Below are 13,938 nucleotides of genomic sequence, written 5' to 3'. Positions count from 1 at the left end.
TTTTTACCCGATTATAAAATATAAGAAAAGAACTATACTCAGTTTCACCGTGATTTATCACACGATCCCGATCACCTTATAGACAGGAAAGGAAGAAGATGTCAGAGCAGAAATTTATAAAATCCAAAGCTGCCGTTGCTTGGGGACCCAATCAGCCACTCAGCATTGAAGAAGTCGATGTCATGTACCCGAAAGCCGGTGAGGTTTTGGTTCGTATCGTGGCAACCGGTGTCTGTCATACAGATGCATTCACACTGTCCGGTGAAGATCCAGAAGGGATATTCCCATCGATTCTTGGTCATGAAGGCGGGGGGATTGTTGAAATGGTTGGCGAAGGCGTGACCAGCGTTGAAGTCGGTGACCACGTCATCCCACTCTATACCGCAGAGTGTGGCGAATGTAAGTTCTGTACTTCAGGTAAAACGAACCTGTGTCAGGCGGTTCGCGAAACTCAGGGTAAAGGGCTCATGCCCGATGGAACGACTCGTTTCTATAAAGACGGTCAGCCAATCTATCACTACATGGGATGTTCGACATTCTCTGAATATACCGTCTTACCGGAGATCTCACTGGCTAAAGTCAACAAAGCTGCCCCACTGGAAGAGGTTTGTCTGCTGGGATGTGGTGTAACCACTGGTATGGGTGCAGTGATGAATACAGCCAAAGTTCAAAAAGGTGACACTGTCGCTATTTTCGGCTTAGGCGGGATAGGTTTATCTGCGGTTATCGGGGCAAAGATGGTCGGTGCCAGCCGAATTATCGGTATCGATATTAACGAAAGTAAATTTGATTTGGCTCAGCAACTGGGCGCAACTGAATGTATCAACCCCCAGAAATTCGACAAACCCATTCAGGAAGTGATTGTTGAAATGACTGATGGTGGTGTGGACTTCTCGTTCGAATGTATCGGTAATGTCAATGTCATGCGTCAGGCGCTGGAATGTTGTCATAAAGGATGGGGCGAATCGGTGATCATCGGTGTCGCGGGTGCAGGACAAGAGATCTCAACACGTCCGTTCCAACTGGTAACCGGCCGAGTATGGCGCGGTAGTGCATTTGGCGGTGTTAAAGGTCGCTCACAACTGCCCGGTATCGTTGAACAATATCTTGCCGGTGAATTTGGTCTGCAAGAGTTCATCACGCATACCATGTCGTTGGAAGCCATTAACGATGCATTTGATTTGATGCATTCCGGTGAAAGTATTCGTTCTGTGGTTCACTTCAAATCATAATTTTATGCGCCTGTCTCTGGTTCCGCGCGAACCGGAGACAGGAAAAAGGAGTCTGACACATGTTAGAACAAATCAGCCAGGCAAAAGTATTTGGTGGATGGCATAAACAGTACACCCACCCTTCAGATAAACTCAACTGTACGATGCGTTTTGCGATTTATCTGCCGCCAGACGCCAGTGACAGCCACCCGGTTCCCGTACTTTACTGGTTATCCGGCCTGACCTGCTCAGATGAGAATTTCATGCAGAAAGCAGGGGCATTCCAGAAAGCAGCCGCTCTCGGTATTGCGATAGTAGCACCGGATACCAGCCCGAGAGGAGCCGGCGTACCGGATGACCCACAAGGAGAGTATGATCTGGGACTTGGCGCCGGATTCTACCTCAACGCGACCCAAGCGCCTTGGAATCAGCATTACCATATGTACGATTATGTTGTGAATGAGCTGCCCTCACTCATCGAGAAAAACTTTCCGGTGACCGCTGAGCGTTCGATTTCAGGCCACAGTATGGGCGGTCACGGTGCTCTGACAATCGGCATCAAAAATCCTGAGCGCTATCGTTCGATTTCAGCCTTCAGCCCGATTTGTCATCCTGTCGCCTGCCCTTGGGGACAAAAAGCACTGAAAGCTTACTTGGGCGACGATCAGACACAGTGGCAAGCCTATGATGCAACTGAACTGCTAAGACAAAAAGCGTGTCCGGTACCGATACTCATTGATCAAGGTGAAATGGACCCATTTTTGGAAGAGCAACTGAAACCTTGGGATTTACTCGAAGTGGCCGATCACCAACAGTGCGAACTGACTTATCAGTCTCACCCCGGTTATGATCACAGCTATTATTTTATTCAAAGCTTCATTGAGTCACATTTACAATTTCATGCACAACATCTGCAGGGGCTGCGCTCTTAGGGGCTGTTGACCTTTCGTGATGGCTTTTGCAGCAATTCAAATTCATTGAATCGTGAAATCATGGTGGAAAGCGCAACTTGATGCGTTTTCCCCTGTTGCCCCTGCCAACTCACAACCACACGAACCGGCTTCAGATCACCGTGAAATAGGGGTGCGCTAACCTGTATCTCAATACAAAAATCATCCTGGGAATCACAATCCTGACGGGTTTTGAGCTGCTCAAAGTCAATCGAACCGCCCCCAATCAAATGGTTCACCACACTATCCGTCTTTGAACGATTTATATATGAACGATTTGTCTTTGCCGAGCCATGCGTGCGTAGACATTCCAAGGTTGAGCTGGCAAGATCCAACGCTTGTGTCCGCTGAAACATCTCCCGGGTCTGAAACATCGTCAGCCGTTGTAACTGCCCCACACTCAGTATACCGATGCTCAATATCACCAGAGCAATCATGACTTCGAGTAAAGAATTCCCACGGCACTTCCCGCAACAGCCACGTTGCACATGTCGGTTAATCTCGCTACGGTTCATACCAGCTTTCCCCACGCCACTGAGCCGGACGAATCAGGCTGAGCGGCTTCATCAATAGATCGCGTCGATAATGAAAATCAATGCGTCCTTGAATCACCGCAAAACGTCTATCAGCATCCAGCACGAGACCAGCCGCCGGATAGAAAGAGCCGAGTTGGAAATAACTCACTTGCTCAGGCGATATATCCGCTTGCGGGGCTTGCGCCAAAGACTCGGTGAGTGCTGCCTGTAATGTCGTGTCACCCCACCCCTGAAATGCCATGTTCGCATGATGTGGTGAAATAAATTGATAGAGCATGCCCTGTAGCGCGTGATGACTTTCAATTCCGACTAATCCATCCTGAATCAGTACAATAATTCCCTGCTGAGAAAATTTTGTCTGAATCGCAATATTGATCCGTTGAACATCCGGATCAGACAATACACAGCCACCATAGACCCAGATAATCATTTTCCCATGCCAGATCAGATCTTCGATTTGAGCGCCACATTCAGGATTAAACTGACTGAGGGGTAATTCAACTGCACGCTGGTAACGTATTTGACCATTAACAGTTTCATTCAGGGATTGGGGAATTCGCCCGACCTGAGGATTTGACATCACTTGAAACCAATCTTGCACTGCAATACCAAACAGATCCCGAAAAGGCGACAAACCGGGCGTGTGCTGATAGTCAGATTTCGCATTTTTGGCCGACAAACCCACTGAGTGATATGTCCCGGCACATTGTTCTGAATCTCCCGCCAACCCCGAATATAACTGATAAGGTAACTGCGCTGGATGATAGGTGGTGACCGACGGTGCATGAAAATCATATTTATAGCGTAAAGCGATACATTGCCAACGTCCCTCAGTATTTAAACGAGCAAGCGCTGGCGCAAACGAGGCTTGCTTCATCAAGATCAAACGACTACTCGTCTTCACAGCACCGGCAGAGTCCGGCAAAGGCAGACGATAGCGCTTTTGTAGGGTTGTTGTCCCGACCGTCGCGGTCAGTTGTTGATTCTGCGGAGAGACCAACTTGATTTGATGCTCAATCTGCTGACACGCCGAAGGTAAGGTCTCTCCAGCATGGTGTGAACGAGCCTGTGTCCACAGGCATTCAAGCTCACCTTCAGCCAGCCAGAAAGACTGACGACGTTCGATTTCATGCTGAACTTCAGCCAATTGATAACGACTGAGCAATGCAGAGCGTCCCACCACGAACAGCATCAGACTCATCATCAGTGTCGTCAGCAACAATGTTGCAGCCCCCTGTTGCCGAATCGATGTACGACGAAGACAGCACCACTTCATAACGACCAATGCCGCTGTAAAAATGCCAAATCAGCAGATTCATGAATCGACGGATCTTGCACCAAAGATAGTTTCAGATGGATTGCGATCCACCCGGTATTGATCAACGTCCCTGCGCTTGATTGGAGGGGTTGGTAACGAACCTGAAACGCATCGACACGAATCCAATCCGTATCAAACAGCGAGAAGCATGGTCCTGATTCACCGGAAGATGCCGCTTGTTCAAATGTGAGTCGACGGTCATGCTGTTTCTCACACAGCCGTAAGGCTGACTCTCCTAATTGATTTGCTGTCAGTTGATAGACAACATGGTGGAAATCATTCTGAGCGGTTGAACTTCCCTGATACACATATCCGACTTGAGTTCCGTTTCGGACATCACTAAGCGTCTGACTCCCTTGCAGAAATATAGGTATATGAGCTGAAGCATCAAACCCGGCCATCAACAGGTTTCGCTTGATTAATGCCAGCGATGACCGCAACTGTTGATGTAACTGAATTTTGCGACTCAAATGTTCCGTCACCCGAAGTTCAGTGACAATCAGCCGACTCATCATAAGGATTAACACACTGCTGATGACACTGGCCAGTAGGACTTCTAACAACGTCATTCCTCGCTGCGCATGATAGATACGCACTGTTTTCACTAACATGCCGGATAACCATATATTGCAGTACCAACGCTACAGTGACGCACTCGTCCCGCGCCGTAAGAAGTGATCACTTTGATTTGTCGTTCCGGTGTGTTGCGGGCCGAGAACGTGATGCTGCCATTACCTAATTTGCCGGAGTGACCATCGATAAATAACCGGTTTTGCGGGAATCCGGAACGAACCAGAATCTTCCGGTAGCGTTGTCCGGATAGCGTGAGTAAACGCTGACCTTCCGAGCGGTCTTCCGCAGTACTCACCCGTAACTGCCACCCCGGAGAGGCGTCATTATCTGTGGCAGATGATGGAAAGGTCAGATGTAACCACAAGTTTTGATGGTGAGTGATTGCCAGTGACCTTGCTTGTAATATGAATGCCTGAACATCACTGACCGCTGTTTTTAACTGTTCCTTGTCCATTTGTTGAGAGAATTGAGGGACAACCAGCAACAGGGAAAGGCTTAGTAATGCGATCACCACAACTAATTCAAGCAGGGAAAATCCTGTGCGCATATTTTTTCCAATCGGTTAATGTCATTTCCCCCTATGATAAAAAAATAAAACGGTTCTTCTGCCCCCCAAGCCAACATCTCGCAGTGACATCAACGAAATAACCACATGATAAACATCATAATTACATCCACAGCTTGAACTCCCCGCCAAAGTTGATCATCCAGAGATATGACAGACATAAAAAAACCTGCCGAAGCAGGTTTTTTACACGCATGATTTAGTTTTGATCAGCTTGTAAGATCATCAAAAAACTTTTTCACACCACTGAAGAAGCCTTCCGATTTCGGCTTGTGCTTACTTGCCGCTTCACCACCGCAGGATTCCTCAAACTCACGAAGCAATTCTTTCTGACGCGAGCTTAGGTTCACAGGTGTCTCAACAGCCAAACGTACAATCAAATCACCAGCTGCACCACCACGAACATTCTTCACGCCTTTTCCGCGCATCCGGAACATTCTGCCAGTTTGCGTTTCTTCCGGCACTTTCAGATTCACCCGACCATCGAGTGTAGGCACTTCAACTTCCCCACCGAGTGCTGCCATGGAGAAACTAACCGGGACTTCACAGAATAGATTATTGCCTTCACGTTCAAAGATATGATGTTCTTTCACATGAACCTGAACATACAAATCACCGGCTGGCGCGCCCATTTCACCCGCTTCACCTTCTCCGGTAAGACGAATCCGATCCCCGGTATCAACACCGGCAGGAATCTTCACATTGAGCGTCTTACGTTGTTGCTTACGCCCCTGACCATGACAATCACGGCAAGGATCTTTGATGATTTTTCCCTTACCATGACAAGTCGGACAAGTCTGTTGCACCGCAAAAAAGCCTTGTCTCATCTGAACCTGGCCATGGCCATGACAGGTACCACATGTTTCAGGCGTGGTCCCTTTCTTCGCACCACTGCCATTACATGTATCACAATGAACCATCGTTGGGACTTCAATTTCTTTCGAACAACCGCGGACAGCTTCTTCTAAAGTGAGTTCCATATTGTAGCGAAGATCCGAACCGCGCTGCGCCCGAGCCTGACCACCACCACGGCGGCCACCGCCAAAGATATCCCCAAATACATCGCCAAAGATATCCCCGAAGTCAGCATTTCCGCCACCGAAGCCACCGCCAAAACCACCACCGCCTTGCTCGAATGCGGCATGACCATACTGATCATAAGCTGATTTTTTCTGAGGATCGGTTAACACCTCATACGCTTCTTTTACTTCTTTAAACTTATCAGCTGCGGTTTCATCGCCCGGATTACGGTCAGGATGGAATTTCATCGCCAAGCGTTTATAGGCCTTTTTGATATCACGCTCAGAGGCATCACGGCTTACGCCTAAGATTTCGTAAAAATCACGTTTTGACATGTTCTTCGTCACCAATTAATTACTGCAAGCGACGCTTGTCGCCCGGTAGATGTATCGATATAGATGATATTTCACACAGAATGAAACATGACCTAAATCGACACCAAAATTACAAACAGACGGGCGTTAGAGTCACCCCAAACGCCCGTATCATACCTGAAAAGGTCTGAAGTCATATCAATGAATAGTCATTCACTGATTACTTTTTCTCGTCTTTGACTTCTTCGAATTCAGCATCAACAACATCATCTTCCTGACCAGACGCTTGCTCTGCACCACCAGCTTGCTGTGCTTGTGCTTGCTGTTGAGCAATTTCCATCAGTTTCTGAGATGCTGTCATCAGTGCCTGAGTCTTGGCATCAATTTCTTCTTTGTCGCCGCTCTTACGTGCAGTTTCAAGGTCACTGATTGCTGCTTCGATGCTTTCTTTGTCATCCGCAGGAAGCGCATCACCGGCTTCTTCTACTTGCTTACGAGTGGCGTGGATGATTTGGTCAGCTTGGTTACGTGCAGTTGCCAATTCTTCGAACTTTTTGTCCGCTTCTTTATTGGCTTCCGCTTCTTGAACCATTTTTTCGATTTCATCATCGTTCAAGCCACCAGATGCCTGGATTGTGATCTTCTGCTCTTTATTGGTCTGCTTATCTTTTGCAGATACGTGCAGAATACCATCCGCATCCAAGTCGAAGGTTACTTCGATTTGTGGCATGCCACGCGGTGCAGGCTGAATGCCTTCCAGATTAAATTGACCCAGAGACTTGTTATATGTCGCCTGTTTACGCTCACCTTGCAGTACATGGATGGTTACAGCGCTCTGATTATCTTCGGCAGTTGAGAACACTTGATTCGCTTTTGTTGGAATCGTGGTGTTTTTCTCAATCAGCTTGGTCATCACACCGCCCATGGTTTCGATACCCAGCGACAGTGGTGTTACGTCAAGCAGCAGAACGTCTTTCACATCACCTGCAAGGACACCACCTTGAACCGCAGCACCGACAGCAACAGCTTCATCCGGGTTCACGTCTTTACGTGCATCTTTACCAAAGAACTCAGCCACTTTCTTCTGAACCATTGGCATACGAGTCTGACCACCGACAAGAATGACGTCAGTAATATCACCAACAGACAGGTCTGCATCCGCCAGAGCAACTTTCATCGGCTCAAGAGAACGTTGAACCAGATCTTCAACCAAAGACTCAAGTTTTGCACGAGACACTTTGATATTCATATGTTTAGGACCCGTCGAATCTGCTGTAATATAAGGCAGGTTCACGTCAGTCTGTTGTGCAGAAGAAAGCTCAATCTTCGCTTTCTCAGCCGCTTCTTTCAGACGCTGCATTGCTAACGGATCATTTTTCAGGTTGATGCCTTGCTCTTTATTGAATTCATCAACCAAGTAATTGATCATGCGAGTATCGAAGTCTTCACCACCTAAGTGTGTATCACCATTGGTTGCCAGTACTTCAAATGTTTTCTCACCTTCAACATCATCGATTTCGATGATAGAGATATCGAATGTACCACCACCTAAGTCGTATACAGCGATAACACGGTCACCGCCTTCTTTATCCAGACCATAGGCCAGCGCAGCAGCAGTTGGTTCGTTAATGATCCGTTTTACTTCCAGACCAGCGATACGACCCGCATCTTTGGTTGCCTGACGCTGAGCATCATTAAAATACGCAGGGACAGTAATCACGGCACCCGTTACGGTTTCACCCAGAAAATCTTCTGCGGTTTTTTTCATTTTTTTCAAAACTTCAGCAGAAACCTGTGGCGCTGCCAGTTTTTCATCGCGAACCTGAACCCATGCATCACCGTTATCTGCCTTGGCAATTTTATAAGGCATGATCTCGATATCACGTTGAACTTCTTCGTCTTCAAAGCGACGACCGATCAAACGCTTGATTGCAAATAATGTGTTCTCAGGGTTGGTAACCGCTTGACGTTTTGCAGGCTGACCAACAAGTGTTTCACCATCTGTAGTGTAAGCAATTATAGATGGGGTTGTACGCTCACCCTCAGCATTTTCAATTACGCGAGGTTTTCCACCATCCAGTACAGCAACACAAGAGTTTGTAGTACCTAAGTCAATACCAATGATCTTACCCATCAGGACATCTCCGAATAATTCTATTGTCGTTTTGCCAGTACCCCATATATGGGGTTGGAGAATCGGGTTTCAACCCCTAACTCACCGCTCAACAAACGAAGTTTGCTTCTCTATGCCCCTTAGATAAGGGCAGAAAATACCTTTTCAAGGGAAAAAATGAAAAAAATACGAATTTCCTTATTTTCTGACCGGAGATCAGGGTTCAACAACACTCAAACACCGGAGAATCGTCAAAATCAATCATGAGATTCACCTTGTAATTCATCCTTATTTCACAAAGTTACCCTCAGTTTGGTGACCTAACCAGTGTTTTATCAATCCCGCTATACCCAGAGATATCAACATCGTGATATCAAAACCGATACACGACCTTCACATTTACACGAGACTCACATTGCTTATGCCCAGCATGGTAATGAACATACCCAATGTAAATACTTCTTTTATATCAGCAGAAAAACAGGGAGTTTCTTATGTACAACATCGTCAAGAAAGGTTTGATGATTCTCGGGCTGTGTATTGCACTACCAGCCTTTGCGAATAACTACACCATAGGAACAGGCAGTCAAAGCGGGACTTACTACCCACTGGGCGGCACACTGGCTAAAATCTGGAGTGAAAACATTCCTGATTTCAATATGCGCGCCGAAGTCACCGCAGCATCCGTGGAAAACATCATCAAAGTCGCCACGCAAAAACAGTTGGTCGGTATCGCAATGGGGAATGTCGCGCTGAAAGCCTATACAGGAGAAAAGCCATTCCCGAGAAAAATGCCGACTCAGGTACTCTTCGCCCTTTATCCAAACGTCGTCCAGTTCATTGTCCCTGCTGATTCCGATATCCATACCATCAGTGACCTGAAAGGTAAGAAAATTTCGCTCGGGGCGCCCGGTTCTGGTACACGGGTGAGTGCGGTAAGTATTCTGAATATACTCGGTATTACGGAAAACGATGTAAAAGCACAGTCACTGAACTACACCGCAACCACAAGTGCGCTGGCGAATGGACAAATTGACGCAGGTGTCATTGTCGGCAGCCTTGGCGTTGGTGCAATCACAGAGCTGGCACTCACCCGCAAGATCCGGATTATCTCTTTTACGCCACAGGAACTGAAGAAAATCTCAGCGGCCAACTCATCCTATCAAGCATTCACGGCACCGGCTAACAGCTATAAAAATGTCCCGGCATTCGAGGTCCCCGCAGTTTGGAACGTTCTGGTCACCAATCAAAAGATGGATGACAAGCTGGCTTACGAAATGACCAAAGTCGCCTTTGAAAATATCGACAAAATCCGTCAGGCGGTTGGTGTCACGAAGTTTATGACTATCGATAACATGCCTAAGCTGAAAGGTGTACCGCTTCATCCCGGTGCTTTGAAATACTACCAAGAACATCACCAATAAAATCATACCCCCGATGATTCAATCTATCAGATGACAGCATTCAGCCGAATATGTCATCTGATTTTGCTTTATGTAATGACATTTGGAGTTAGCTATGACTCAGGTTTTACCCCGGCACACGAAATTCGCCAACCGTCTTACGCTCGTGACCGGCCTGATCGCAATTTTGCTGACAGTGTTCCAGATATGGCAAGGTATCACAGCCGATCTGTCAGCAACCGTTTTCAGACCCACCCACCTCAGCTGGGTTTTAATCCTTGCCTTTTTAGCGTATCCCGCGGCGCGGATCGACACCGCCTCACCAGCTAAATATGTGGTGCTACGTTGTCTCGACATGGTGCTAATCGTCATCACTTGTTGGGCAGCCAGCCGAATCATTCCATTTGATTATGATGATATCAGTTTCCTGTTGGACGGATTGCAGCCGAATGATCAATACGCGGGACTGTTGCTCTTGCTGCTCCTCTTGGAAGCCACCCGTCGGACTGTCGGAATGGTCATGGTGTTTGTGGCGGTCATCTTTCTCAGTTATGCACTATTTGGCAATGTTCTGCCGGATGCCATTGCCAGTAAAGGTTTTTCCTTAGAAGAGATGATCCGCTTTCATATCTATTCCACCAACGGCGTCTTCGGTGCACCACTGGCAATCGCCGCGGGTGTCGTTTTTGTTTTCGTCCTGTTCGGGGCATTTTTACAAGTCAGCGGGGCCGGGCAATTTTTTATCGATGCCGCATTTTCGATTGCCGGAAAATCAAAAGGAGGCCCGGCCAAAGCCAGTGTACTGGCCTCTGCCGCTTTGGGATCGATTTCCGGTTCAGCCATTGCCAATACGGTGACAACCGGTTCCCTGACCATACCGATGATGAAAAAGCTCGGTTATAAAGCAGAGCAAGCAGCCGGCATTGAGGCGGCAGCGTCAACCGGAGGACAAATTATGCCCCCGGTCATGGGAGCCGGTGCGTTTGTTATGGCGCAATTTACCGGTATTCCTTACAGTGAAATCATTCTGGTTTCGATTGCACCGGCAATCCTCTATTTTGCCTGTACGCTACTCTACGTTCATCTGATGGCATGTAAGCTCAATCTGCAAGGTATGAGTGAAACGGAGAAGATTGGTCGGATTTTGAAACAGGGATGGCATTTCCTTCTGCCATTGGTGATGATCACCGCACTGTTGATTATGAGTTACTCCCCGATTTTAGTCGGTATTGCCGGATGTGCCGCGATACTCATCGCCGCAATTACACGCAAACATACTCAAATCAGCATTAAGCTCGTGCTTGAAGGTATGAAAGAAGGGGCCATTCTCGCGCTCCCTATATCAATTGCCTGTGCAACCGCCGGCATTGTGGTTGGCGTGGTCGGACAAACAGGGATCGGCCTGCAATTTACTCAATTCCTGACCTCACTGTCCGGCGGGCATCTCTGGTCTGCATTATTGTTTATTGCAATTGCGGCCGTGATTCTGGGGATGGGCCTCCCGGTGACCGCAGCTTATATCGTGCTGTCCGTCATGGCAGTGCCTGCCTTAATGGATCTCGGTGTACCGTTGCTCACCGCACATATGATCGTATTTTGGCTCTCGCAAACATCGAATGTGACACCGCCTATCGCACTCGCCGCTTTTGCCGGTGCCGGTATCGCCAACGCCTCCCCCATGCGTTCTGCGGTTCAAGCCTTTAAGCTGGCACAGGGATTTTTCCTCATCCCAGCGATGATGGCATTTTCCGGCCTCATCTGGACTCAAACCGAAACACCACTGGCATTTATTGAATCCGTCCTTGGGTGTATCGCATTGATTATTGCATTTGCGGGCGGTATCGAAGGTTACCTATTCCGTCCAATGTCAGGCATCCTGCGGTTGATGTTCCTGTTACTGGCGGCAGCAACCCTGTTTATTACCGATAATTATCGTCTGATCGGTATGGTGTGCATTGCTGTTCTGATGATATGGGAGTGGAAGAAAAGCCGTGACGGGCATGCTCCTCGTCCAGTCTAGCCATACGAGCAATCATCGTGCACCGCAATGAATGGATGATAAAAAAGGTTGGCCTTTGCCAACCTTTTCATTTTATTGCTGTGAGGCTGTCACCTCATGACTGAGATGCCGTTATTTCGCAACCATCACCATCGCAGGACGAACCACACGACCATTCAGTTCATAACCCTTTTGCATCACAAACATCACGGTGTTTGACTCATGGTCGGGACTTTCCTGAATGGACATCGCCTGATGCAACTCAGGATTAAATGTTTCACCTTCAGGGTTAATCTCTCTGAGACCAAATTTCTCAATGGTGCCGATAAAGGTTTTATGCGTCAGCTCTACCCCTTCCACCAAAGGCTTGATCACTTCATTCTCAGCATCTGCTGCCTGAATTGCGCGCTCAAGATTATCAATAACTGGTAATAGTTCTTCCGCAAAACGATTCAGCGCATATTTACGCGCTTTATCGACTTCCTGCTCACTCCGACGGCGGATATTCTCAACTTCTGCCTGTGCACGCAAGACGGCATCTTGCTGCTCTTTCAACTTCCGTTCGCTCGTCAACAACGCCGCTTCCAATTGGGCAATTTTCGCGTCTTGCTCATCCTCTGGTGCATCGCTTTCATTCCACTCGATATCAGCCTCACTACCGACGACTTCAGCCTCAGTCTCTTCTTGTGCTACCGATTCTTGCTGCAGCTCTTCTTCTTTGACTTTATTCTCTTCGTTGCTCATGATATCTCCAGAGTTCCATGATCTTTTGTATTGATGATCAACATTCAACACACTAAACATTCGCATAAAAGCATAACTTGCCTTTATTATGGGGATGAAGATTCCTGATTCAAGCCTAATTCGATTGGAAACATTATGAAAAAATCTTTTGCCGTGATTGCCATCATTGGTAAACCACGGGACCAGTCTGCGATACAAACCCATCGTGAGTTATACCAATGGTTGTCAGACCAAGGATATTCTGTGTTTATCGATGATCGACTGAGCAGTATTCTTACTGATCTTCCGCCCGAATGTTTTTCTCCTTTACTTGAACTCGGAAAAAAAGCCGATCTGGCTATTGCTGTCGGTGGTGACGGTAACATGCTCGGCGCAGCCAGAGTGTTATCCCGTTTTGAAATTCGGGTGATTGGTGTCAACCGCGGGAGTCTGGGATTTCTCACCGACTTAAATCCCGAAGATTTTCAGGCAGCTTTACAAAAAGTGCTCGCTGGCGAATACATTGAAGAAGAACGCTTTCTGCTGGAAACCGAAATTCATCGCAACGGGCAGATTAAAAGTCATAATGCAGCCTTAAACGAAGCTGTTCTCCATCCGGGGAAAATCGCCCACATGATTGAGTTCGAGGTGTACATTAATGACATTTTCGCGTTTTCCCAGCGCTCGGACGGCCTGATTGTTTCAACACCAACCGGTTCAACCGCTTATTCACTATCGGGGGGCGGCCCAATTCTGTCACCGAGTTTAAACGCCATCTCACTGGTACCGATGTTTCCACACACTCTGTCATCCCGCCCTTTGGTCGTTGATGGTGATTGTCGGATCAAACTGTCTGTCTCACCGAATAACCGAGGCACACAGGAAATCAGTTGTGATGGACAAATTTCGCTCCCGGTCTCTCCCGGAGATGAAGTGCTGATCTACCGCAGCCCGAATAAATTACATTTGATTCACCCGAAAGATTACAGCTACTACCATGTCCTGAGAAACAAACTGGGTTGGTCAAGTAAGCTGTTCTAGCGTTCTGAAAGCTCATATGACTTGTCATTTGCAAAGCTGAAGAGGCATCGATTCAGCCGTTTCGTCCTGCCTGATATATTGGTGAAAATAAAATCACCAAACATCTTTACTGTATAAAGAAACAGTATATACTGTTTCTTTATACAGTATTGGTAAAACGTACAGGTGTGAA

General features: G+C 47.4%; 12 protein-coding genes. 5 read left to right on the top strand and 7 right to left on the bottom strand.

Going from position 1 to position 13,938, the window contains the following annotated elements:
• Positions 1–98: 98 nt before the first annotated feature.
• Complete coding sequence (locus BSQ33_RS13280) at positions 99–1,232, top strand: S-(hydroxymethyl)glutathione dehydrogenase/class III alcohol dehydrogenase (RefSeq protein WP_021020909.1); 1,134 nt, start codon at positions 99–101, stop codon at positions 1,230–1,232.
• A 59-nt stretch (positions 1,233–1,291) separates the two neighbouring features.
• Complete coding sequence (gene fghA / locus BSQ33_RS13275; protein ID WP_021020908.1) at positions 1,292–2,143, top strand: S-formylglutathione hydrolase; 852 nt, start codon at positions 1,292–1,294, stop codon at positions 2,141–2,143.
• On the opposite strand, the gene BSQ33_RS13270 is transcribed toward fghA, so the two are convergent.
• From BSQ33_RS13270 to dnaK, 6 genes are all read right to left on the bottom strand, one after another.
• Complete coding sequence (locus BSQ33_RS13270; RefSeq protein WP_088134285.1) at positions 2,140–2,676, bottom strand: type IV pilus modification PilV family protein; 537 nt, start codon at positions 2,674–2,676, stop codon at positions 2,140–2,142. The genes fghA and BSQ33_RS13270 overlap by 4 nt on opposite strands.
• Positions 2,666–3,973 (bottom strand): hypothetical protein, encoded by a 1,308-nt coding sequence (locus BSQ33_RS13265; RefSeq protein ID WP_088134284.1) that lies wholly within the window; start codon positions 3,971–3,973, stop codon positions 2,666–2,668. Before BSQ33_RS13265 ends, BSQ33_RS13270 begins: the two co-directional genes overlap by 11 nt.
• On the bottom strand, positions 3,970–4,626 hold the full coding sequence (locus BSQ33_RS13260) for a PulJ/GspJ family protein (protein ID WP_021020905.1): 657 nt from the start codon (positions 4,624–4,626) through the stop codon (positions 3,970–3,972). Before BSQ33_RS13260 ends, BSQ33_RS13265 begins: the two co-directional genes overlap by 4 nt.
• On the bottom strand, positions 4,620–5,135 hold the full coding sequence (locus tag BSQ33_RS13255) for a GspH/FimT family pseudopilin (protein WP_088134283.1): 516 nt from the start codon (positions 5,133–5,135) through the stop codon (positions 4,620–4,622). Before BSQ33_RS13255 ends, BSQ33_RS13260 begins: the two co-directional genes overlap by 7 nt.
• Positions 5,136–5,362: 227 nt before the next feature.
• On the bottom strand, positions 5,363–6,508 hold the full coding sequence (gene dnaJ / locus BSQ33_RS13250; RefSeq protein ID WP_088134282.1) for a molecular chaperone DnaJ: 1,146 nt from the start codon (positions 6,506–6,508) through the stop codon (positions 5,363–5,365).
• Positions 6,509–6,707: 199 nt separating this feature from the next.
• Entirely contained in the window at positions 6,708–8,621 is a 1,914-nt protein-coding gene (gene dnaK / locus BSQ33_RS13245) for a molecular chaperone DnaK (protein ID WP_088134281.1), read from the bottom strand.
• Between the two features lie 473 nt (positions 8,622–9,094).
• Between dnaK and BSQ33_RS13240 the strand changes: the two genes are divergently transcribed.
• Positions 9,095–10,024 (top strand): TAXI family TRAP transporter solute-binding subunit, encoded by a 930-nt coding sequence (locus BSQ33_RS13240; protein ID WP_088134280.1) that lies wholly within the window; start codon positions 9,095–9,097, stop codon positions 10,022–10,024.
• Positions 10,025–10,118: 94 nt separating this feature from the next.
• Complete coding sequence (locus BSQ33_RS13235) at positions 10,119–12,023, top strand: TRAP transporter permease (RefSeq protein WP_021020900.1); 1,905 nt, start codon at positions 10,119–10,121, stop codon at positions 12,021–12,023.
• 111 nt (positions 12,024–12,134) lie between these two features.
• Here BSQ33_RS13235 and grpE read toward each other — a convergent pair whose 3' ends face one another.
• Positions 12,135–12,746 carry a nucleotide exchange factor GrpE gene (gene grpE, locus BSQ33_RS13230; RefSeq protein WP_021020899.1) on the bottom strand — a complete coding sequence of 204 codons (612 nt, stop codon included), beginning with the start codon at positions 12,744–12,746 and terminating at the stop codon, positions 12,135–12,137.
• Between the two features lie 135 nt (positions 12,747–12,881).
• On the opposite strand from grpE, the gene nadK reads away from it, so the two are divergent.
• On the top strand, positions 12,882–13,766 hold the full coding sequence (gene nadK, locus BSQ33_RS13225; RefSeq protein WP_021020898.1) for an NAD(+) kinase: 885 nt from the start codon (positions 12,882–12,884) through the stop codon (positions 13,764–13,766).
• Positions 13,767–13,938 lie beyond the last annotated feature (172 nt).

It is taken from the genome of Vibrio gazogenes (genome assembly GCF_002196515.1).
GTDB lineage: Bacteria > Pseudomonadota > Gammaproteobacteria > Enterobacterales > Vibrionaceae > Vibrio > Vibrio gazogenes_A.
The sequence above is the reverse complement of the archived record's forward strand: the minus strand, read 5'-3'. Positions and strand labels throughout refer to the sequence as shown.